Annotated in this window: 21 protein-coding genes; 5 read left to right on the top strand and 16 right to left on the bottom strand. The window is 50.2% G+C overall.

Going from position 1 to position 19,943, the window contains the following annotated elements; all coding sequences use genetic code 11:
• Window positions 1-12 precede the first annotated feature (12 nt).
• From RCO25_RS16100 to RCO25_RS16055, 10 genes are all read right to left on the bottom strand, one after another.
• The gene (locus tag RCO25_RS16100; protein ID WP_308997162.1) at window positions 13-897 is read right to left on the bottom strand and encodes a type II secretion system F family protein; all 885 of its coding nucleotides are present in this window, start codon (window positions 895-897) and stop codon (window positions 13-15) included.
• 20 nt (window positions 898-917) lie between these two features.
• Window positions 918-1,790, bottom strand: coding sequence for a type II secretion system F family protein (locus RCO25_RS16095; protein WP_308997161.1), 873 nt, complete (start codon window positions 1,788-1,790; stop codon window positions 918-920).
• On the bottom strand, window positions 1,787-3,022 hold the full coding sequence (locus RCO25_RS16090) for a TadA family conjugal transfer-associated ATPase (protein WP_308997255.1): 1,236 nt from the start codon (window positions 3,020-3,022) through the stop codon (window positions 1,787-1,789). The genes RCO25_RS16095 and RCO25_RS16090 overlap by 4 nt, the downstream gene beginning before the upstream one ends.
• Window positions 3,015-4,190, bottom strand: a complete 1,176-nt coding sequence (locus tag RCO25_RS16085) for a P-loop NTPase family protein (RefSeq protein ID WP_308997160.1) — start codon at window positions 4,188-4,190, stop codon at window positions 3,015-3,017. The genes RCO25_RS16090 and RCO25_RS16085 overlap by 8 nt, the downstream gene beginning before the upstream one ends.
• A gap of 148 nt (window positions 4,191-4,338) precedes the next feature.
• Window positions 4,339-4,980, bottom strand: coding sequence for a fructose-6-phosphate aldolase (gene fsa / locus RCO25_RS16080; protein WP_308997159.1), 642 nt, complete (start codon window positions 4,978-4,980; stop codon window positions 4,339-4,341).
• Between the two features lie 20 nt (window positions 4,981-5,000).
• Window positions 5,001-5,399, bottom strand: a complete 399-nt coding sequence (gene ndk, locus RCO25_RS16075) for a nucleoside-diphosphate kinase (protein WP_308997158.1) — start codon at window positions 5,397-5,399, stop codon at window positions 5,001-5,003.
• Window positions 5,400-5,433: 34 nt separating this feature from the next.
• Window positions 5,434-6,234 carry a pyruvate, water dikinase regulatory protein gene (locus RCO25_RS16070; RefSeq protein WP_308997157.1) on the bottom strand — a complete coding sequence of 267 codons (801 nt, stop codon included), beginning with the start codon at window positions 6,232-6,234 and terminating at the stop codon, window positions 5,434-5,436.
• Window positions 6,231-6,902, bottom strand: coding sequence for a CBS domain-containing protein (locus RCO25_RS16065; RefSeq protein ID WP_308997156.1), 672 nt, complete (start codon window positions 6,900-6,902; stop codon window positions 6,231-6,233). The genes RCO25_RS16070 and RCO25_RS16065 overlap by 4 nt, the downstream gene beginning before the upstream one ends.
• A gap of 90 nt (window positions 6,903-6,992) precedes the next feature.
• Window positions 6,993-7,883, bottom strand: coding sequence for an NAD(P)-dependent oxidoreductase (locus RCO25_RS16060; RefSeq protein WP_308997155.1), 891 nt, complete (start codon window positions 7,881-7,883; stop codon window positions 6,993-6,995).
• A gap of 120 nt (window positions 7,884-8,003) precedes the next feature.
• Entirely contained in the window at window positions 8,004-9,788 is a 1,785-nt protein-coding gene (locus RCO25_RS16055; RefSeq protein WP_308997154.1) for a M3 family oligoendopeptidase, read from the bottom strand.
• A 174-nt stretch (window positions 9,789-9,962) separates the two neighbouring features.
• Between RCO25_RS16055 and RCO25_RS16050 the strand changes: the two genes are divergently transcribed.
• Together RCO25_RS16050 and RCO25_RS16045 are read left to right on the top strand one after the other, a co-directional pair.
• A complete protein-coding gene (locus RCO25_RS16050) occupies window positions 9,963-10,133 on the top strand; it encodes a YycC family protein (protein WP_308997153.1) in 171 nt (56 codons plus the stop codon).
• The gene (locus RCO25_RS16045) at window positions 10,130-10,372 is read left to right on the top strand and encodes a hypothetical protein (RefSeq protein WP_308997152.1); all 243 of its coding nucleotides are present in this window, start codon (window positions 10,130-10,132) and stop codon (window positions 10,370-10,372) included. The genes RCO25_RS16050 and RCO25_RS16045 overlap by 4 nt, the downstream gene beginning before the upstream one ends.
• On the opposite strand, the gene RCO25_RS16040 is transcribed toward RCO25_RS16045, so the two are convergent.
• Together RCO25_RS16040 and RCO25_RS16035 are read right to left on the bottom strand one after the other, a co-directional pair.
• The gene (locus RCO25_RS16040) at window positions 10,369-11,109 is read right to left on the bottom strand and encodes a DUF2225 domain-containing protein (RefSeq protein WP_308997151.1); all 741 of its coding nucleotides are present in this window, start codon (window positions 11,107-11,109) and stop codon (window positions 10,369-10,371) included. The genes RCO25_RS16045 and RCO25_RS16040 overlap by 4 nt on opposite strands.
• A gap of 4 nt (window positions 11,110-11,113) precedes the next feature.
• Window positions 11,114-11,503 carry a globin domain-containing protein gene (locus RCO25_RS16035; protein ID WP_308997150.1) on the bottom strand — a complete coding sequence of 130 codons (390 nt, stop codon included), beginning with the start codon at window positions 11,501-11,503 and terminating at the stop codon, window positions 11,114-11,116.
• A gap of 430 nt (window positions 11,504-11,933) precedes the next feature.
• On the opposite strand from RCO25_RS16035, the gene ylbJ reads away from it, so the two are divergent.
• Together ylbJ and RCO25_RS16025 are read left to right on the top strand one after the other, a co-directional pair.
• A complete protein-coding gene (gene ylbJ, locus RCO25_RS16030) occupies window positions 11,934-13,010 on the top strand; it encodes a sporulation integral membrane protein YlbJ (RefSeq protein ID WP_308997149.1) in 1,077 nt (358 codons plus the stop codon).
• A 100-nt stretch (window positions 13,011-13,110) separates the two neighbouring features.
• Window positions 13,111-13,908 (top strand): NAD kinase, encoded by a 798-nt coding sequence (locus RCO25_RS16025; protein WP_308997148.1) that lies wholly within the window; start codon window positions 13,111-13,113, stop codon window positions 13,906-13,908.
• Window positions 13,909-13,961: 53 nt separating this feature from the next.
• On the opposite strand, the gene RCO25_RS16020 is transcribed toward RCO25_RS16025, so the two are convergent.
• Entirely contained in the window at window positions 13,962-14,696 is a 735-nt protein-coding gene (locus RCO25_RS16020; protein ID WP_308997147.1) for a YutD family protein, read from the bottom strand.
• Between the two features lie 26 nt (window positions 14,697-14,722).
• Window positions 14,723-15,667, bottom strand: a complete 945-nt coding sequence (gene lipA / locus RCO25_RS16015; protein WP_308997146.1) for a lipoyl synthase — start codon at window positions 15,665-15,667, stop codon at window positions 14,723-14,725.
• Between the two features lie 251 nt (window positions 15,668-15,918).
• On the opposite strand from lipA, the gene RCO25_RS16010 reads away from it, so the two are divergent.
• Window positions 15,919-16,974 (top strand): M23 family metallopeptidase, encoded by a 1,056-nt coding sequence (locus tag RCO25_RS16010; protein WP_308997145.1) that lies wholly within the window; start codon window positions 15,919-15,921, stop codon window positions 16,972-16,974.
• Window positions 16,975-17,046: 72 nt separating this feature from the next.
• Here RCO25_RS16010 and yunB read toward each other — a convergent pair whose 3' ends face one another.
• Together yunB and RCO25_RS16000 are read right to left on the bottom strand one after the other, a co-directional pair.
• The gene (yunB, locus tag RCO25_RS16005; protein ID WP_308997144.1) at window positions 17,047-18,186 is read right to left on the bottom strand and encodes a sporulation protein YunB; all 1,140 of its coding nucleotides are present in this window, start codon (window positions 18,184-18,186) and stop codon (window positions 17,047-17,049) included.
• Window positions 18,187-18,343: 157 nt separating this feature from the next.
• Window positions 18,344-19,864 (bottom strand): S-layer homology domain-containing protein, encoded by a 1,521-nt coding sequence (locus RCO25_RS16000; RefSeq protein ID WP_308997143.1) that lies wholly within the window; start codon window positions 19,862-19,864, stop codon window positions 18,344-18,346.
• Between the last annotated feature and the right edge of the window lie 79 nt (window positions 19,865-19,943).

The raw sequence follows: 19,943 nt of genomic DNA, 5'->3' as shown, positions 1-19,943 counted from the left end.
CTCTATTGTTGGTTAAGACATGAGCAGCACTGCAGGCGCAGCTACCAAAACCATAAGCACTAATAATATGCCGACTAACGGAAATACGAGCTTGGAGGATGCTTCCTCCCCTCGGGATCTAGCAATTGCTTTGCGTTTTTCCCACAGCGTATAAGACAGCTCCCGCAAAGCAAGTACAAAATGCTCCCCGCCTCTGCGGTAATTGAGCAGCAGCACCGTAGTGAATACGGAAACCTCCTGTACCGCGCAGCGCCGGTTGAATCGCTCCATGGCCGTGCTGAAAGATTGCCCGTTGCGGAGCATCGATACCGCATCTCCCCACTCCTTATAAAGCGGGTGCAGCTCTGCTGCTTTCCCTTCTAAGCATCTTGCCAACGCTTGCTGCACAGTTTCACCCGCGCCTACGAGCAGCATCAGCTTGCTGAGCATATCAGGGAGCTCGATAATCATTTGCTGCTTGCGCTGCTCAACCTTTCTGCCCGCTTCCGCAAAGGGGCGTATCGTCAGCACGATGCCAAACACGGCCCCCATTGCAAGCAGAATGGGCTCCTGCCCCAGCAGGCTCAGCCAAGCACATCCCGTTAACGCGGCATATCCAGTCCCTAAGGAGGCTGCAGCCTGTGCTTTTGTTTTCTCAATCGTCCAAGCGTTATCCATCAGCAGGAGCAGCCTCATATGATAGCTGCCCATAGGCAGATGCAGCGTATCGAACAATTTATACCGCTCCAGCACACGCAGGAAGGGGGCGATTAAGCTAAGCTGCTTAAGCTGGCGGCTCGATAATTCGCTACCGTGTTTCTTGCTTCTTAGTTGGGTCCAAATGGCATACAGCGCCTCTTTGCCGGTCAGATAAAGCCAAATTGCCGTTAACGTAATGGCGGCTATCGCTGCGGTCATTCTCCTTACTCCCTTCTCTGCTACATTTGAATACGCATCATTTTCGCCATTGCCCAGAAGCAAAAGAGCAGCAGCAGCAAAGCAGCCGTCAGCAATAAATAACCGATTCCCCCGTATAAGGGAGCCATATAGTCAGGAGCAGCCAAGCTTAGAAACGCAAGGAAAACAAAAGGCACCGCCATCATAATTCGTCCTTCGAATCTTTTCTGTGCAATCATGACGGCAATCTCTTGCTCAATCTCCAGCTTTTCACCGATGATGACCGAGGTTCTTTTCATCACCTCCAGCAAATCTCCGCCCGAGCGCTTGCAGGCTGCCAGTGCATCGACAAATTGATTAATTTCATCGACTCCAGCCCGATCAGCGAAGTTCCGCAATGCATATTCAAGCGGCTCTGCGTTTTCTAAGCGGAAGCGAACGATTTGGAACTCCAGCAGCAGCTCCGTACGCGGATCCGGATACAGCAGCTTTAAATCATCGAGGGTCGCTAGAAAAGCATTTTCTAGCGACCGCCCTGCCGCGAGAGAGGAGGTCAGTGAGAATAACGCCTCCTTAAATTGCAGCTTCAGCCGTTCTTTACGCTGCTGCAAAAGCGATCTGCGTCTGAAACGGGGAGCGATTATGCCAAAACCTGAGGCAGCAAAAGATACCAGTGCCGAATGATAGAACAGATAGGCTGCCATGTAAATAATCAAACCGGCAGCTATCGCTGCGAATATAAACTGTTTTCTGCTAAGGTGATAATGCCCGTAATCCGTGAGCATTCGCCCGGCCCGGATATTTGCCATTACCTGTTCATTCTCCCATCCGCACCAGGCAAACGCCCGCTGCAACCGCCCGCCATGCGAACGGTACAGCTGCTCCGTTTTTCCTAAGCTGCTGACGCTGCTCATACCACTGCACCTCCACTCTTGTTACTTCCTGCCATTATCAGCTTGTCCAGTCTTACCAGCGGATTCCCCGTTCGCTTGAGGCCGCCGACAACCTTGCCGTCCAATTCGCCTTCCTCCTCAAAAAGGAATAGGGGGTTCAACATGACTTCACCGTCAGCCATGCCAACGATCTCGCATATTTCCGTCACTCTCCGTGAACGATCCCGAAACCTCGATAAATGGATGATGAGATCAATCGCAGACGCAATCTGCTGCCGAATGACCAGAACAGGAAGTTCGGCTGCGCTGAGCGTCATCGTTTCAAGTCGGGCCAGCATATCCTTTGCTCCGTTGCTATGGCCCGTCGACATGCTTCCCGAATGTCCGGAATTGAGTGCTTGCAGCATATCGAGCGCTTCCCCGCCGCGTACCTCGCCTACGATAATTCGGTTCGGTCGCATTCTTAACGAGGCGCGGATAAGATCTCGGATCGTAATCTCTCCTTTCCCCTCCGTATTTGCATTTCTCGTCTCCATGGCCACCAAATTCGGAATCGATCGAATTTGCAGCTCCGCTGAATCCTCGATCGTTACGATTCGCTCATCCGTTGGAATAAATTGCGATAATGCGTTGAGGAAGGTCGTCTTGCCTGTTCCCGTTCCGCCGCTTATAAACATGTTGTATTTTGCTCCGACCATCTCCTGCAAGAATGACGCCGCTTCGACCGACAGTGATCCGATAGAAACTAGCTCCTCCATCGCGAGCGGCTGTTCAGGAAACTTTCGTATGGTCATGCAGGGTCCCTTTAATGCCACCGGCGGCAGCACCACATGAACCCTAGAGCCATCCTTCAGCCTCGCATCAACGATCGGGGATGATTCATTAACGACACGATTTACGCTCGCAACCACAGTCTGAATCAAATCCTCCAGCCGTTCCCTGCTTTCAAAGGACACCGGCAGCAGTGACATTTCTCCTCGCCGTTCAACGAAAATTTCCGCATGATGATTAATCATGATTTCGCTGATTGAGGCATCCTCCATAAGCGGCTGCAGGATATCCAAACCCCGAAAGGAATGAAACAGCCTGCGAACCAGCTGCACTTTACCGGTTGCTGTGAGCGGATTACGCTCGCACCATTCGAATACGATCTCTTCAACGATTCGCATGAGGCTGTCATCCGATAAAGCGCCGCTAAAATCTATCTTCGACCGGATTTTATTGCGCAGCTCCAATACCGTTTCATCATTCAGCAACCATGCTCTCTCCTTCCGGGATAAGCTGCCTGAACAATTTGTCTGCCGCAGCCCTGTATATTGGCGACGACAGCAGCTTTACGCTGCCCGCTCCGCGCCATTCCTGAATTTCCGGCAGCTGGAATATAGCATCGGTTATAGTGTCCTTCTCGCCACGCTGTGCCGTCTGCCCGATTCGAGCGGCCTGATTGTTTACAACTATGAATTTCTGAGATAATCGTTTAAATCGACCGTTCCATTTTTGCTCACCGTAGCGCTGTGCCATCTTTTGCTTATTTCTAACCGATTCATTGTCATTCAACACCCACAGCACCTGATCCGACTTCTCAAAAACAGCCAAATGCATGCCTTCCAGGTCGCTATCCAAATCAACAATAATGACATCATATTGTCCGCTTCGAGAAATTGCGTCCACCAAGCCAAGCGCATCTTCCTCGCATAATGTCAATCGATCCTCCAGATTCGTGCAAACTGCCAAGTAATCCCCCTTTAGCTGCGTATCCCGCTTCCGATGCTCCATAAGCCACTTTACTGCTTGCTCTGGCTGCGCCTTAAGACTATACAACAGCTCGGACAGGCCTTCCTCTTTTGTTGTTGCTCCCATAGGATCCCCATTGCCGTTTTGCAGCGTGCCAAGCCAAGCCGCCGAAGAGTTCCATCGCTCGAGGTTCAAATAAAACGTTCGGCGGCGATGCGTGCCCGCAGCATGCGCGAGATGCAGTGCCAATGCCGTTTTTCCTGTACCGCCGGATGCCGAGTATACGGAAATTACCCTTACACCGGCTGCCCTTTCCTCATCGACTGCCAATTTCCTTGCACCTGCATGATCCGCAGTCCGGGCATGAATCTCGGATAAGCGCTGCAGCAGTTGAGGCAGCGGCTGATACTGATGCAGCTCATGCTCCTCTTGGCTTTCACCGAGCTTCAATACGAGCGCAATAACCGGCAGCCTCGGGAGCTCTGCCTTCATCTCGGCAAGCAGCTCGGGCTGTGCTGCCAATATATCCATTTTGTAACCTTGCTGCACATAGCGCTTGCATGCCTCCGCATGCGTAAACGCGACGACCTGCCATTGCTCGCCGAGCTTGCTGTCTCGGATATAATCGGCTAGCCGTTTCAAATATTCCGGATCCTTTACTGCCACTCCCAGCTGATATTTGTTCACGCCGAATCTCCTCCCTTCAGCTACGTAAACACAAAAAAAGCACCGTAGAAGGCGCAGTTACCTGCGTCCTTTTACGGTGCTTCCGTGTTTGATCGTTAACTTTGTATAAAATTTACCATACCCTGATTCCATTCGTCAACCAAGGAATTTACTTCTGTTTTCCCCAATCGCTTAAAAACTTCTCGATCCCGATGTCGGTAAGCGGATGCTTCCAGAGCGACGGTAAAAGCGAGCCCGGGATTGTCGCGATATGCGCACCGGCAATAGCGGCCTGCTCAAGATGACCGATATGACGGATACTCGCAACGATAATTTCGGTTGAATATCCATAGTTACGAATAATGGCATTCAAATCACGTACCAGCTTCAATCCTTCTACGCCGATATCATCCAGCCTGCCAACGAATGGACTAATAAAGGTTGCTCCTGCTTTTGCCGCCATGAGCCCTTGCGCTGCCGAGAAAACGAGCGTTACATTCGTTTGGATTCCCTTCTCGGCAAGCGCATGGGTTGCATACAAGCCGTCCTCCGTAAGCGGCAGCTTTATGACTACGTTCGGAGCCCATTCTGCAATTTCGAAGGCTTCCTTAAGCATATCATCGGCCTTCGTACCTATAACCTCAGCGCTGACCGGACCGGACACTATACTGCAAATTTCCTGGATGACTTGTTTAAAATCCCGTCCTTCCTTCGCAATTAGCGAAGGGTTGGTCGTTACCCCGTCAACGAGCCCTAGCTTGGCAATCCGTCTAATTTCTTCTACGTTCGCTGTATCCAAGAAAAATTTCATATCCGGTCATCTCCCTTTGTCTATTGGAAAAAAAGTTTGATTTCCCGTTCTGCGCTTTCTATGGAGTCTGAGCCATGGATGATATTACTTGCTACATCGATTGCAAAATCGCCGCGAATCGTCCCAGCAAGCGCGTCAGACGGATTCGTTGCGCCTATAAGCCCGCGGGCGTTTTTGATAGCATCCTTGCCTTCCCATATCATCGCGAATATTGGTCCAGAAACAATAAAATCGACCAACTCGTCAAAAAACACTTTGGAGCGCAAATGTTCATAGTGATGCTCCGCATGCTCTCTTGACAATTGCATCACTTTCGCATCGATCAGCTTAAAGCCTTTCTCTTCAAAGCGCGCGACAATTCGACCTACCAAACCTCGAGCATAACCATCTGGCTTAACCATTACAAACGTTCTATCCATTTAGAATCCCCCTTGTCTCTATCGGTATAGCCATTTATTTGTTAAGCCATTCAGTAATTATGCCAGCAGTCTCTTCAATTGCCCGATTTGTGACATCGATAACCGGGCAATTCAAGGATTTCATAACCGCTTCGGCATAATCCAACTCCTCTTGAATCCGCTCAGTCGTTGCATACTGCGCAGTTGCCGGCAGCCCAAGCGTCTTCAGCCGCTCGGAACGAATTTCCAGCAGATGCTCTGCTTGCATCGTCAATCCGATAATAAGCCGTCCGGGAGCAGGCTTTAACTCCTCTGGCGGATTAACCTCCGGCATCAAAGGCAAATTAGCCGTCTTAATCCCCTTATGGGACAAAAAGATGCTTAGCGGCGTTTTCGATGTCCGCGAAACGCCGATCAGCACGACCTGCGCCTGCATAAAGCCCCGCGCGTCCTTGCCGTCGTCGTATTTTACCGCAAATTCGATCGCATCCATCCGGCGATGGTAGGCATCATCGATCGAATGCAGCAGTCCAGGCTCCCGCTTCGGGAAGCTGCCGAACGTATCGACGTAAGCCTGCATCATCGGGCCCATGACATCGACGGCTCGTACACTCGCCCTAAGCGCCTCTTCCTTCATCAGCTCCCGCAGCTCCGGCTGAACAAGCGTGTAGCTGATAAAACCTCCCGTGCTGAGAGCTTCAGCGACAATCCGCAATATTTCATCCTCGGACTTGATATGTCCGTACCGCTTAATTTTTACATGCTCCGATGAAAATTGACGCAGAGTTGCCTTAGCCACCGCTTCTGCCGTTTCACCGACAGCATCGGAGCATACATAAATGATTTGCTGTGTCATAACTCTGGCTCCCCCAATTCCCCATCCATCGCGATGTCCGCCATCAGACGTATAATGTTCGACTTCGATACCCAGCCGGTTACTTCCGGATCAGCAGCTTGCTCCTCGCGAGGAACAATGACTGGCAGACAATCCACCTGATGGAGCGACATTTTTCGGATCGCATCCATTACGGAATCATCGGGCATTAGCATCACTATATTCGGATAACGGGTCATTACCATACTGACTGGGATAGACGAAGCGCCTGCGTTGCCTAATGTTATTTTGAGCAAATCCTTAGGAGTGACGATTCCAACAAACCTCTTCTGTTCATTGACGACTAAGAGGGTATCCGCATTCTCGGTAAACAAAGTGATAACGGCATCATGTACCGATAAGGAGTCAGGCACGTTGACGGGAACCCCCTGTACCTCTCTCACTTTCATTTTGTTGAATTGCTGCAAAGGCTCGCCGCTTGATCGATAGGTGTTGCCTAGAAAATAACCGACCTTTGGCTTCGCATCGAGTAAACCAAGCATGACGAGAAGCGATAAATCCGAGCGCAGCGTCGGCCTGCTGACACCCAAATATTCTGCTAATTGTTCACCGGTAATCGGCGCATGCCTCTTCACAAGTTCAAGAAGCTCCAACTGCCGAGTGGATAATTGAATCGTACTCTCCTCCATTCTTTATATGAGTCATATTAAAACGAAATAGCACCATTATTCGAGAAATAATATATCATATTAACGCAATGTGTACAATAAATAGTAGACTTACGGCTTAAAGATTACTTTGTACAACGCCTGCGTACCGCTGTCCTCTTCCCCAAGCGCAATGACCTGCTCGTATAAGGTACGTGCCAACGCGAGTCCTGGCAACGGAAGTCCCATCTCATCAGCAGACTCGAGGGCAATTTGGATATCTTTCATAAAATGCTTTACATAAAAGCCCGGCGCAAAATCCCCGTTAATGATGCGTGGACCGAGATTGGATAGAGACCAGCTGCCTGCTGCGCCCGCCTCAATGCTTTTCAGAACCCTGCTTGGTTCCAGCCCCGCGCGCTTCGCATAGGCAAGAGCTTCACTGATACCAATCATATTGGAGGCGATCGCGATTTGATTGCACATTTTGGTAAATTGCCCGGAGCCCGCCTCGCCTTGGTATACGATATTTTTGCCCATCAACTCAAATAAAGGCATTACGGCTTCAAAGGTTTCCTCCTGGCCTCCTGCCATGATAGATAATCTAGCTTCTCTAGCTCCCACATCTCCCCCGGAGACAGGAGCATCGAGCGCCGCCAATCCTTTGTTGCTAGCTTCCAGCTCAATGCGTTTTGCGAGTGACGGGCTTGAGGTCGTCATATCGATAAATATCGCATTTGGCCGTGCATGCTGCAGCAGACCTGAGGCCCCAAAGTAAACCTCCTCCACATCCGCGGGATAACCGAGCATCGTAATTATGACATCCGATTGCTCCGCAACCGATTTAGGTGACTCCTTCCAAACAGCCCCTTTTGCAAGCAAACCGTCTGCTCTCGATTTCGTTCGGTTATACACATTCACCTTATATCCGTTATCGAGCAAATGTCCCGCCATGCTCGCGCCCATGATCCCTGTTCCGATAAATCCAATGCTGTTCTGTTGATTGATTGCCTGCTTAGCCAATTTAACTCCGCCTCTCCGTTACGTTTTGGGTTAGATTCATTTTAGCAAAAAAACAGCCGGAGACAAGAATGCTCCCCTTGTCTCCGGCTGTCCGGTCGATGTTGAATAATCAATGAAGGCCTATTCGTTTGTCATTTGAATAAACTGCTCTACATCAACTGCAGTCAGCGCCACAGCCTCCTGCCAGAAATCCTTTTCCTCTACGTTGACGCCAAGATGCGCTTCTGCAAGCTGCTCGACGGTCATTCTGCCGGTATCGCGCAGCAAAGCGACATATTGGTTTTTAAAATCCGGCCCTTCCTTCAAGGCTTTGGCATAAATGCCAGCGCTGAACAAATAACCAAACGTATAAGGGAAGTTATAGAACGGCACATCCGTTAAGTAGAAATGCAGCTTCGAAGCCCAAAAATGCGGATGAACCTCGCCCAGCATATTGCAATACGCTTCTCGCTGCGCTTCTTCCATCAGCGCATTGAGCTCTTCGACTGGCACCAAGCCTTCGCGACGGCGCGCATAGAAACGGGTTTCGAATAAGTACCGGGCATGGATGTTCATAAAAAAGGCCACCGACCGCTGAATTTTGTCTTCAAGCAATCCCAGCTTTTCTTCCGGCTCTACTGCTGCCTTGAACGCACGGTCAGATACAATCAGCTCCGCGAATGTTGAAGCCGTTTCTGCTACATTCATTGCGTATTCCTGCGAAAGCGCCGGCAAATCATTCATCACATGCTGATGGTAAGCATGGCCGAGCTCATGCGCAAGCGTGGAAATATTTGATGCGCTGCCGGAATAGGTCATGAAAATACGAGTTTGGCCGCTCTTTGGAAAAGACGTGCAGAAGCCGCCCGGGCGCTTGCCGGGACGATCCTCGGCTTCAATCCAGCCTTCCCGAAAGGCCATCTCTGAGAAATCCGCCAGCTCCGGGCTAAACGAGCGGAACTGCTCAATGATAAAGGCAGCCGCTTCGTCATAAGGAATTATTTTTGTCGCGGAGCCGATCGGCGCTTCCACGTCATGCCAATCCAGCTTCTCGAGACCGAGCAGCTTCGCTTTGCGCTCTAAATAACGGACAAGCACTTGTTTACTTTCCTGTATGGCATCCCACATCGCTTGCAGCGTCGCTTCGCTCATACGGTTCATTTGCAGCGGCTCCTGGAGCACCGATTCCCAGCCGCGCTTGTCATAAAGCTTAAGGCGGAAGCCGGAAATCCGATTCAGTGTCTCGGCGCACAGGTCTGCTTGCTCTGACCATTCACGCTCCCATTCTGCAAATGCAGCCTTCCGCACCTCGCGATCGCCGTCAGACAGGCGGTTATGCATTTGACCAGCGGATAAAATATTTTTCTTCCCATCCTTGTCGATTTCGGTAAACTTAGCTCGTGACACGATAACATTATAATAATCGCCCCAGCCGTGATAGCCGTCCACCGCCAGATCTCCTGCTAAAGCTTCCAGCTCCGGAGCCATCTTTTGCTTAGCAAGCTCGCGGCGTTCAGCCAGGCTAAAAGCTACCTCAGCCAACTTTTCGTTTTCGAACAGCTTCGACCATTCAAGGTCATTCAATCCGCGCAGCATATTATCAAAACGCGTAAGTACGCCGAGCAGCTTGGCACCAAGCGTCTTCACGCGGTCACCGCGCGCATTGGCTGCCGAATCTTTGATGTCTTGAGCCAATAAGCAGGAAACAAACGACTCCGATTGCCGCAGCCTTATGATGACGCTTTGCATCAGCTCCGTCATCGCGGCGATTTCTGAGCCGCCGGCGCTTGCCTCCTCGGACATTGCGGCTGCCAGCTTCGTAATGTCTTCGTCCATGCCTTTAAGCTCTTCCTGGAAGGCTGCCGAACCTGAGCCCCCCTCGTAAAAAACATCCAAATCCCAGCTTTGCGGATATCCCTGCTTCATCTGCTTCCATCCTCTCCTTCACTAGCGTAACGGCTGTCGCATCCATCTAAGGTATAAGCAGCCGTTCCGCAGTGATATGTAATAAAAAAAGCCAAGATGAGGCCGCGTTTTTATTTGCGCAAACCTTCTCGGCAGTGTATAACTTAATTATATCCAGATTGGAGGAAATTCACCATGTCTAAACCGTTGCAAATTTCGGCTGATACTGCCATTAAGCTATCCGAGCAGCTTGGCGTACCCATAGAGCATCTCATGCATATGCCGCGCCATATCTTATTGCAAAAGCTTGCAGAGCTAGCCAAAACCGATTCACCGGCAGCGCCCGAAAGCGATAAGAAGGAATGATTCCGTTTGAAAAAGCATGGCCTTATGACGTCATTATGGGCGACCTTTATGTAGCCAGCTGTCCGTTTTGCGATGCAGACAACGTGCTGCTCCCTGTAAGGCCAGCTGAGCTTCAGGACATACAGGATGGCATGAAACGGCTGCTCGTTTTTCCATGCTGTCGAAACAAAGTAACAATCGTGGACGCAGACCGCGACTATTTGTTAACAGACCGCGTCCTCCGGAAAGAACTCCGCTAAGCGGATGTAGAAATCGTTTGCTCCGTCATGCTCATGTTATCGCTTTGAGAGATGTCGCCGGATCCGTTTTTTGATCTGGCTTCCATCTCTTCACGAATAAGCTGCCACTGTTCACGGCTAGCGCGAATCATTGCGGCATCAACGATTTTCTTATCATTGACGACGCGGGAAAACCACCGCACAGCATCGTTCATTTCCCCGATTCTGCGATTCAACTCCCCGATCAGAAACATCAGCTTCGCGTTATTAAGTGCTACGCCCTCTGCTTCATATACCCTTATGTAGGATTGAAGCGCAAAACGCAAAAACCGTTTCTCGTCGTTTTGATTTGCTTCATAACGGTAGAGCCACGCAATATGATGCAAAATGCCCGCAATCACGCGATCCTTTTCTCCTACTGCTTGTCCAGAGAGAAGAGCCAGCTTATAACTCGCCATAGCTTGTTTCGCGTTACGCTCACCGCAATAATCCTGTTTTTGCCAGCGAATGCCGATTTTTTCGTGGTATTCCTTCTTTTGTTGATCGTTCAACCGCTCTACACCATTTTCAGTCGAGGCAAAGCCGCAATTTGGGCAAACCCGGACCACGTAAAAGTCAGGGTTCACTTCTGTTTTATAATATCCGCAAAAGTCTGTATCTACCTTAGCAGCTCTTTTAAAGCTAGGTCTAACGCGAGATGTCATAAACGTAAATTCACAGCAGATGCATACGATTTTTGATTGGTAGAGCGGTTCCATTCGATCACGTCTCCTCTTCAGATGTGTTTACAAAGTGGTGTGCAGGTCCGGATAGTCTTTCTATTACAATGTGCTGAAGCTCTTCATCTATGCCTACCTCCTGCAAAGCTCTTCGCATGCAGTCCAGCCATGCCATGGCCCGCTCTGGGGTAATCGGAAACGGTAAATGCCTTGCTCTCATCATGGGATGTCCATATGCATCTGAATATAAAGAAGGACCTCCAAAAAATTGAGTTAAAAATAAATATTGTTTCTCTATGACAGGATCAATATCTTCCGGGAACAAAGGCCCAATTAGAGGATGAGCTTGTACCTTCGGATAAAAAGATTCAACGATTAGCTTTAAAGTCCCAGGCCCACCAAGTGCTTCGTAAAGGCTTATATTCCTATTCATCGTCAGAACCATCTCCAATTTGTAGGTATTTAGTATTATACCATAATTTTTTTTTTACTGAAAACAAAAAAAAGCCCGCAATGTATATATGCGGGACTCGTCATATAGTGCGTATTACCTATCAACCTTCATAGTCCTCTTCCCCAGGTGCTGTAAGAGATTCTCGAATGACATAGACGAAAGCACATACCAAGATGCCAGCGATTATACTCATACTCATCACTCCAACCGTTCTAAGGTAATTCTATTGTACCATAAAAAATGCAGGAATCCAGTGTTTTGCAAGCGTTTTCTTTTTAGCTTGTTTTTATTTTTAACTTACCGGAAGTGATGGATGTCCACGTTTGAACATATATGTGTAGGAAGGGTTGTACGGCCTCATCGTTCACATGCAGGCATTCCCTTTCCCCATTAATAGGAGGCGGTCTTTTTGCTGCGAACATTTATCCATCCGTTATCCATAACGGCCCTTTGCGCCCTCTTTATCGCGCTTCTAATGACCGTCTTTCCAACGGAGACGCTGGGTGCCTCGCTGCGCGGCTTATCCATCTGGTGGCAGGTGCTTTTTCCAGCGCTTTTCCCTTTCTTCGTGATCTCAGAACTTCTGCTTGGCTTCGGCATCGTGCATTTTTTCGGAAAACTGCTGGATCCCTTAATGAAGCCCTTATTTCGCCTTCCAGGCATCGGCGGGTTTATTGTGACGATGGGTTATATATCCGGCTACCCTGTAGGTGCCAGACTTACCGCACAGCTCTGGGAGCAGCGGCTCGTTAACCGGGCGGAGGCCGAGCGGCTTGTAGCTTTTACGACAACCTCTGATCCTATATTCCTAATCGGAGCCGTATCTGTCGGCTTCTTCCACAATGTCGCGCTTGCGCCTGTACTGGCTGCCGCCCACTATGGGGGCGGACTTGTGATCGGCTTCCTCATGCGCTTTCATGATCGGCATGCGGCGCCGTCTTCAGCGAAGAAAAACGTCGATGTTACGAGCGGTCCGAAAAAACGCAGGCCTTCAAGAATTGCAGTCGCGCTTAAAGCTATGCATGAAGCGCGTTTGCTGGATGGCCGAGGGCTAGGAAGATTGTTGCAGGACTCGATTCAATCTGCGCTTCGGCTAATGATCGTAGTCGGCGGACTTGTTGTCTTCTTCTCTGTTGTCATGGAGATGCTAACCCATGCCGGAATCGTAGCAGCCATGGCGCATGCGCTGCGTTATTTATTTGTGCTTATCGGTTTGCCAGCCCCCCTTGCAGACGCCGGCATATTCGGTTTATTTGAAGTAACGCTTGGCTCTCGTGCTGCCGGGGCAGCCGGCACGGGACTTATGCATCAGGCCGCGATTGCTGCCTGGATTCTTTCTTGGGGCGGACTTTCGGTGCATGCTCAAATTGCGAGCCTGCTCAGCAGGACCGATTTACGCTATCGTCCCTTTTTCTTTGCCAGACTCCTGCATGGTTTTATTGCGATGGCTTTGGTTTACTTGCTTTGGGGCTGGCTCGGTCCTTGATTCGCTCATTTTGATCTGCCAGAGCACCGCGGCGCATTGAATTTAAAGGCATTTTCCTTTATCATCTTAAGTACTATGGAGATCGGAAGGAGATTTACCTTTGAAGTATGCGGTTATTGATCGAGGCGATGCTTTATCCAAATCGTTAGCGGAGAAATTTCACATATTGGCGGCGGAGCGCGGCTTCAATCGGAATGAAGAAGCACCGGAGATTGTCATTTCCATCGGAGGAGACGGAACGCTTCTGCTTGCCTTTCATAAATATGTGGATCAAATTACTGATGTCGCATTTGTTGGGATACACACCGGCCATCTTGGTTTCTATGCCGACTGGCAGGCAGACGAGCTCGAGGAGCTTGTGAAAATGATGGCTGAGGAAACGCCGCGCATTGTCAGATATCCGCTCGCTGAGATTGAGCTTGAGACGCCGACCGAATCCCGGCATTATTTATCATTGAATGAATTTACGCTCAAGGGCGTGGATGGAACACTGGTGGCACAAATCAATATCAATGACGAAATGTTCGAGATGTTCCGGGGTGACGGCATCGTAATTTCGACCCCTTCCGGAAGCACCGCATATAACAAAAGCTTGGGCGGCGCCATTGTCCATCCATCGATAGAATCACTGCAAATTGCCGAGATCGCTTCAATTAACAATCGCGTTTACCGTACGCTTGGCTCATCCGTGCTGCTGCCGCAGCATCATCATTGCGATATTATCTCAAAAAAAGAGCAGCGGCTTCAGCTCACCATTGATCATGTCAGCATTAGGCGCAGCGATATTCTCTCGATCCGCTGCAGCGTATCCAGCCGCAAGGTCAGCTTTGCAAGATACCGTCCTTTCCCTTTCTGGAATCGGGTCCGGGAAGCTTTTCTAGGTTATGACGTGCGTTAAGAGATTCAAGTTTACGATCCCTTTGCCGCAAAAAAAAGACACTGCAGCGCCAGCTAATGGCGCTCCGTGTCTTTTTTGTTTGGTCGATTCGTTTCAGCGGGTGCGGATGCCGCTGCTGTCTCGCTAGCTGCAAGCCGGAACGGCTTTTTGCCGCGATGGTCATTGCCTTTGTAGCCGCCTTTGCGCTGCTGCTGTTCACGCTTGCCGCTGCCCTGCTGCTCGCCGTTGTTCCGGCCCTCGCCGGCATTAGCGCCATCATTTCCGCCTTTGTTTTCATTATTGCTGCGGTTAGAGCTTCTATGGCGATTTTCACGGTTATGATTTCGGCTATGGCGTTCATGCGATGGAAAAGCGTGTTCTTCCTTCGCGCTAGCCACCTCTTCGTTCTCAGCGACCGAGCTCTCGGAAGCTTCTACCAGTCCGGCAGCTGCCGCGAGCAAATCAGCCGCTTCAATGCGAGGACGCTGGTCGTCAGCATCCAAATCATAGTCATCCGGCTCCCGCTGCGTGCTCTGCGTCTTCTCCAGAATGAAATACGCACAGCCAAAATTACAATATTCATTGATATAATCCGGCATGCCGGATAAATTGCTTTCCTTTGTTGCCTTCTGATGATTATCGCGGAAAAAGCCCTTCAGCCGAAGCTGACTGTAGCCCCAATCGCCAACAATGAAATCGTAACGCTCCAGTACCTCGCTGTAACGATCGCGAAATGCCTCAGGATTCCAACCATTCCTGTTTTCTTGTACAATTTCGTATGATTTTCCTCCGATATGAATCAAAGCCATGGTCTCCACCTCATCTTGAGCGTCAGTTACATGCTGCTCGAGCAAGCACCGGAGGATATCTCACGGTCGAATCCCGCTTCTACGGTATCTGCAGCAATCGCTGCGTGTGCCGAATCGGTCTGCTCATGCGCATGGTAAGAGCTGCGTACTAACGGTGCGGATTCAACATGCCTGAAACCGCGCTTCAGCCCTTCTTCTTTTAATTTTGCGAATTCGTCTGGGTGGACATAACGTACAATCGGCAAATGACTCGGCGAAGGCTGCAAATATTGTCCTAAAGTCAATATATTCACATCGTTAGCACGCAGGTCATCCATCGTTTGCAAAATTTCATCCCACTCCTCGCCCACGCCAAGCATAATGCTTGATTTGGTAGGAATTTTGGGCTTCATTTCCTTAGCGCGTCTCAGAAGTTCCATCGTACGGCTGTATTTTGCTTTAGCGCGAACACGGTCCGAGAGCCTTTCCACGGTCTCTACATTATGGTTCAGAATGTCAGGATTCGCATCCATTACGATCTGAAGCGCATCCTTGTTGCCGAGGAAATCCGGGATAAGCACTTCGACGCGGCAAAACGGCATACGTTTGCGGATAGCGTGTACCGTTGCTGCAAATATAGAAGCGCCGCCGTCCTTCAAATCATCGCGAGCGACTGAGGTTACCACGCAGTGCTGCAAATTCATTTGCTCTGCTGCTTCTGCTACGCGTTCTGGTTCGTCCAAATCCAGCTCGGTCGGCATGCCCGTTTTAACGGCGCAGAAACGGCATGCGCGCGTGCAAATATCGCCCAAAATCATAAATGTAGCCGTGCGATTCGACCAGCATTCATAGATATTGGGGCAACGCGCTTCCTCACATACGGTATGTAACGTTTTGGTACGCATCATATTTTTAATTTCGGCATAGTTGCCGTCTGTCGCTAATTTTATACGAAGCCAGTCAGGCTTTTTAAGTGTTTCCTTTTGTTTCATAAGGGATTACCTGCTTTCAAGTTCATTTATAAATCCTAAACTCATGGGGTTATTATAACATGTTTCCAATAAAAATAGCACTTTCTGCGGATTTCGTTTCCAAGCGGAAACAGTTTCCTAATGACGGCTTTCATGCTCGACCTGTACCTCCGCGGTCAGCTGTTCAATAATGGTTGATCTATTTCGTATAAAAACCAATGATTTGCAAACCATAAAGTTATAACCGTCATGCTTTTGGAAGGGTGAGACGTTTGAAACTGGCTATACCTGTTGTCGCAGCATTAACCGCAGCATCGCTGCTCATGGTCTTCCCAGTCAGCCATGCAAAAGCCTCTCCTGCTATCAAAAGGCAGACCGAAGCGGCAAATGAGCAAATGGCAGCAGCGGAGCCCGATCCTTTGCCCGCAAGAAGAGGCTTATACGAGAAATTGAGCTTGTTTACCGATGTGCCGTGGTACTGGATTGCTGCGATCGATCAATATGAGCGATCGATGTCCAAGGTACGGCCGAAGGCACGACCCATGCTAGGCAGCACGGTTGGCGTATTTATTGATCAAGAGCGCTGGGCCGGCCCGCTTAATCCGAACACGGAGGACAGCACTCCCGCCTCGATACGTTTCTTCAACGGCATCGGCCAGGATGGCGACGGTAACGGTCAGGCGGAGCGGACAAGCGACGTTGACCTTCTGTATTCACTCATTAGCCGCGTTGCTGCTTACGGCATCTCCGATGACGATTTTTCAATCGGACTGTGGGAGTATTACCAAAATAACCGTTCCGTGCAGCGTATTCAGCAATTTGCCCGTATTTATGCAGCTTTCGGCAGGCTTGATTTGTTTGATCATGCTTTTCCGGTTCCGATCGGCACCCGCTATTCGTATAACAGCACATGGGGAACAGGCCGGAGCTGGGGCGGCAGACGGACGCATGAGGGTACGGATATTTTCGCCGACCACGGACTGCCCGTTCGAAGCACCTGCTACGGCATTGTCGAAGTAAAGGGCTGGAATCCCTATGGCGGCTGGCGGATCGGCATTCGCGATCTCAACAACTTTTACCATTATTACGCGCATCTGTCCGGCTTCGACAAAACCGTCAACATCGGCGATGTCGTCAAACCGGGTCAGGTCGTTGGCTGGGTTGGCAGCTCGGGATACGGCAAGCCCGGCACTTCGGGGAAATTCCCCCCTCATTTGCATTACGGCGTTTACAGCGACCGCGGACTGATCGAGTGGTCGTTCGACCCTTACCCTATGCTTCGCCGCTGGGAGCAGGCCGAGCGCAAACGAATCCGTTCGGGGAAATAAGCCAAGCGTAAAAACGACTTTATCGTATTCTCTATTCAGAGGACAATAAAGTCGTTTTTCTTATTTTGCCGGCTATTCCCCGCCTCCGGCTGAATCTCCCGTATTCGTCACGGCATTATTAGCAGCATTGGTATGGCCGGAATCCTCGGAGGAAGCTTCTGTTGACGCTTCTGAGTTCGTGGATTCAGCGTTCGATGATTCCGCATTTTCGCTATTTTGAGGATTCGTTGTGACGCCGCTGCCGGCCCCTTGGCCGAGCGGCACGGAAATGTTCGGCGCTTGCGCAGCCGATTCGCCCACCGGCTTGCCGGTATTGTCGTAGTAGTACATCGGTACATCGCCCACTACGAGCAAATACGAAATCGGTATATCCGTTTCGACGATCTCCGGCTCGGTATCGAACGGAATGATGATGGTTACCTCTGCAATAATCCGAATATAAACCTCGACCAAAATCATATTGATGCCCGCATCCTTTTGGCGCGTGCTCAGATCAACCTTTACCGCGCCCACAGGCTCAAACTTAACCGGAACCCTTGGACCGTAAGATGAAATAATGGCACTGTTCAGAGCATGGCCTATCGGAATATGCTCCGGTATGTCCTTCATGTCGTTTAATGTCTCTTGCACCGTATTGATGGTCTGCGAGGTGATGCTCATATGCTCCGCGTAATTAAGCATGAAGCCTGATATTTTGCCGTTGCTGTTCATTTTCCAATCAATGAGCTTATCGGTATCCGAGCGGCTGGCAACCTGCTCCGTTATCGCTTTGTTAATCGCTTGCGTAGCGACCTGCTTTACTCTTATTTTAGCAATATTCATAAGCGGCGGACGCAAGTTGCGTTCGATATAGATGAAAGATTGAATCGAGAAAACCATCATTACGATAAGCGTAATCAAAAATATCGTCCGGCGCCGGATACGCGGCCTTGCCGGCCTGGCTCCCCAAGTTCCACCTGTGCCGCCGCTGCTGCTGCTGCTCCGGCTTCGGATGCCGCCGAATTTGATCGATGGCCGCCGTATGCTCCATTTTCCGCTGCTTGCGCTTGCCCTTGTGCCCCATTTTTTCGGAGCTGGACGAGATGATGCTGTGCTGCTGCGGCTCCCCCAGCTTACCGTTCTGACCTTAGAGAACGGTCGGCCTGACCAAAGCTGCATCCGGCTTCCGCCAAACGGCCTGAACCGCCAGCCTCTCCTTCCCCATTTCGCCAATCCGATCCCCTCCCGCATTCCTGCTCGCTGCCAATACCCATACTTATGCAGAACTCGGCCAAAAAAGAAGACGACCTGCGCGGCACCAGTGAATCGCTATACGTTACGGAAAGAGAAAAGGGGCGGGCCGTCATCGGCCTGCCCCTTTTCAGCGAAATTACTTCGCAAGTGTTACGGTAACGTCATTCCCCTCTGCCCAGCGGGTTGTGGCATTCACTTTATACGTCATGCCCGCAACCAATTTCGCGCCATTCGTAAGCTCGAAAATTCCCGCAGCGCCTTTGCGTGAAGTCAGCTTGTAAGTTGCCGTAAGCTTGCTTCCGTCCGTGCCGGTCAGTTCAATGCTGCGAACCGCAAACAGCTCATCCTTCGGATCGGCCTTTAACGTCAGCTCAAGCGAGCTGTCGTTCAGCGCTTTAGCAGATTCGATTTCAAGTGGTGCGATTTCTTTCGCCACAAATGTGGCGCTGGCGATATTTGCCCATTCCGAGGAAACCGTATATTTAACGCCCGGCTTAAGTACCTCACCTGCCGGCAAACGGAATTTCGGCGCTTGGCGACCATCCGTTGCTTGCGTAAATAATACATATGTCGCAATCATCGGTGACCCGCCTTCGGGCGTAATCGTTACTTGCTTTGCACGCATGGAGGATATAATTTCATACGTTTTTCCATTGTACTGATTATTCTCATCTAATACGAAAGCCGTAGCTGCGCGTCCGACCGAATAAGCTGAAATAACATTGCCGTAATCCGTAACGCCTTTGGACAGCTCCGATACCACCTCGAACGTATCATAGGAAACCTGATCTGTGCTGCTCATTTCGATTTTTTCACCGCTACCGGCAAAATTTCCCGCTGCTTTCCCTTTGTAGGTCAGCTCATAGTTCGTTCCTGCCTTCTGAGGTGTGGTAGGAACGATGTAGGTCGAAATGGAGCCCGTCTTTAGCTGAGGCACGTTCAGCATCGAAAGTCCGTTATTAAAGCTGAAGTTTTTCAAAGCTTGATCCAGAGCTGCGTCCTCCGTCGTTATAGGCGCTGAGAAGGTAACTTCTAATGTGATTGTGTTCAAAACTTTAACTTGGACAATCTCGGCATCAGCCGAAGGCTTTGCTTTTTGCGAGGTTACAACCAGCTGAGCCAGCTCGCCGCGCGTTACGGATTGAGGCTTAACGCCTACGCTCTTTACCCAATATTTTACGGAAGCAGCATCCCGCTTCAGTGCTTTTGCGATAATGTCAGTCAACTCCGCAGCGGTAACCGGTGCATTGGGCTTCAGCTTTCCGCCATCGGCTTGCATCACGCCAAGGTTGGCTAATGTCGCCACATATTGGAAGTACCATTTATCCGCGGAAAGATCCGTTACGCCAGCGGGCTGAGCCGCATTGACCGGAAGTCCGAGGCCGGTTACGACGAGCTTCGCAAGCTCCGCACGGGATACGGCAGCATTCGGCTTAACCAGACCATTTCCGTACCCGTTCATTACCCCTTGCTTCACCAGCTCCTGAATAGCTGCAATTGATTTCCCGCCATCTTTTATATCTTGAAAACCGGCTGCCGGTGCCTTCGTTTGCACACCGCTGCTTGCCAATACATTCACGGGACCAGCCGCTGCGGCTGAAACCCCGATTGCTGCTGCCAATACGATTGCTGCCATTTTATTCGAAACGAAATTCATCCTTGTTTCCTCCTCATGAGTACTGTTGATTAGCTTGACCTCATGATAAAGCACAAAGATAAACCGCTGGCAAACAAAA

Source organism: Paenibacillus sp. LHD-38, from assembly GCF_031157315.1.
Classification (GTDB): Bacteria; Bacillota; Bacilli; order Paenibacillales; family Paenibacillaceae; genus Pristimantibacillus.
Note: the sequence above shows the minus strand (reverse complement) of the source record. Positions and strands in the feature narration are given on the sequence as shown.

What these genes read in the sequence shown, in the direction of transcription:
- ndk (WP_308997158.1), bottom strand. Translation starts at nt 5,399, where the DNA reads ATGGATAGAACGTTTGTAATGGTTAAGCCAGATGGTTATGCTCGAGGT.
- RCO25_RS16100 (WP_308997162.1), bottom strand. Translation starts at nt 897, where the DNA reads ATGACCGCAGCGATAGCCGCCATTACGTTAACGGCAATTTGGCTTTAT.
- fsa (WP_308997159.1), bottom strand. Translation starts at nt 4,980, where the DNA reads ATGAAATTTTTCTTGGATACAGCGAACGTAGAAGAAATTAGACGGATT.
- RCO25_RS16050 (WP_308997153.1), top strand. Translation starts at nt 9,963, where the DNA reads ATGTCTAAACCGTTGCAAATTTCGGCTGATACTGCCATTAAGCTATCC.
- RCO25_RS16055 (WP_308997154.1), bottom strand. Translation starts at nt 9,788, where the DNA reads ATGAAGCAGGGATATCCGCAAAGCTGGGATTTGGATGTTTTTTACGAG.
- RCO25_RS16095 (WP_308997161.1), bottom strand. Translation starts at nt 1,790, where the DNA reads ATGAGCAGCGTCAGCAGCTTAGGAAAAACGGAGCAGCTGTACCGTTCG.
- RCO25_RS16065 (WP_308997156.1), bottom strand. Translation starts at nt 6,902, where the DNA reads ATGGAGGAGAGTACGATTCAATTATCCACTCGGCAGTTGGAGCTTCTT.
- RCO25_RS16035 (WP_308997150.1), bottom strand. Translation starts at nt 11,503, where the DNA reads ATGAATAGGAATATAAGCCTTTACGAAGCACTTGGTGGGCCTGGGACT.
- RCO25_RS16020 (WP_308997147.1), bottom strand. Translation starts at nt 14,696, where the DNA reads ATGGCTTTGATTCATATCGGAGGAAAATCATACGAAATTGTACAAGAA.
- RCO25_RS16000 (WP_308997143.1), bottom strand. Translation starts at nt 19,864, where the DNA reads ATGAATTTCGTTTCGAATAAAATGGCAGCAATCGTATTGGCAGCAGCA.
- RCO25_RS16045 (WP_308997152.1), top strand. Translation starts at nt 10,130, where the DNA reads ATGATTCCGTTTGAAAAAGCATGGCCTTATGACGTCATTATGGGCGAC.
- RCO25_RS16040 (WP_308997151.1), bottom strand. Translation starts at nt 11,109, where the DNA reads ATGGAACCGCTCTACCAATCAAAAATCGTATGCATCTGCTGTGAATTT.
- lipA (WP_308997146.1), bottom strand. Translation starts at nt 15,667, where the DNA reads ATGAAACAAAAGGAAACACTTAAAAAGCCTGACTGGCTTCGTATAAAA.
- RCO25_RS16070 (WP_308997157.1), bottom strand. Translation starts at nt 6,234, where the DNA reads ATGACACAGCAAATCATTTATGTATGCTCCGATGCTGTCGGTGAAACG.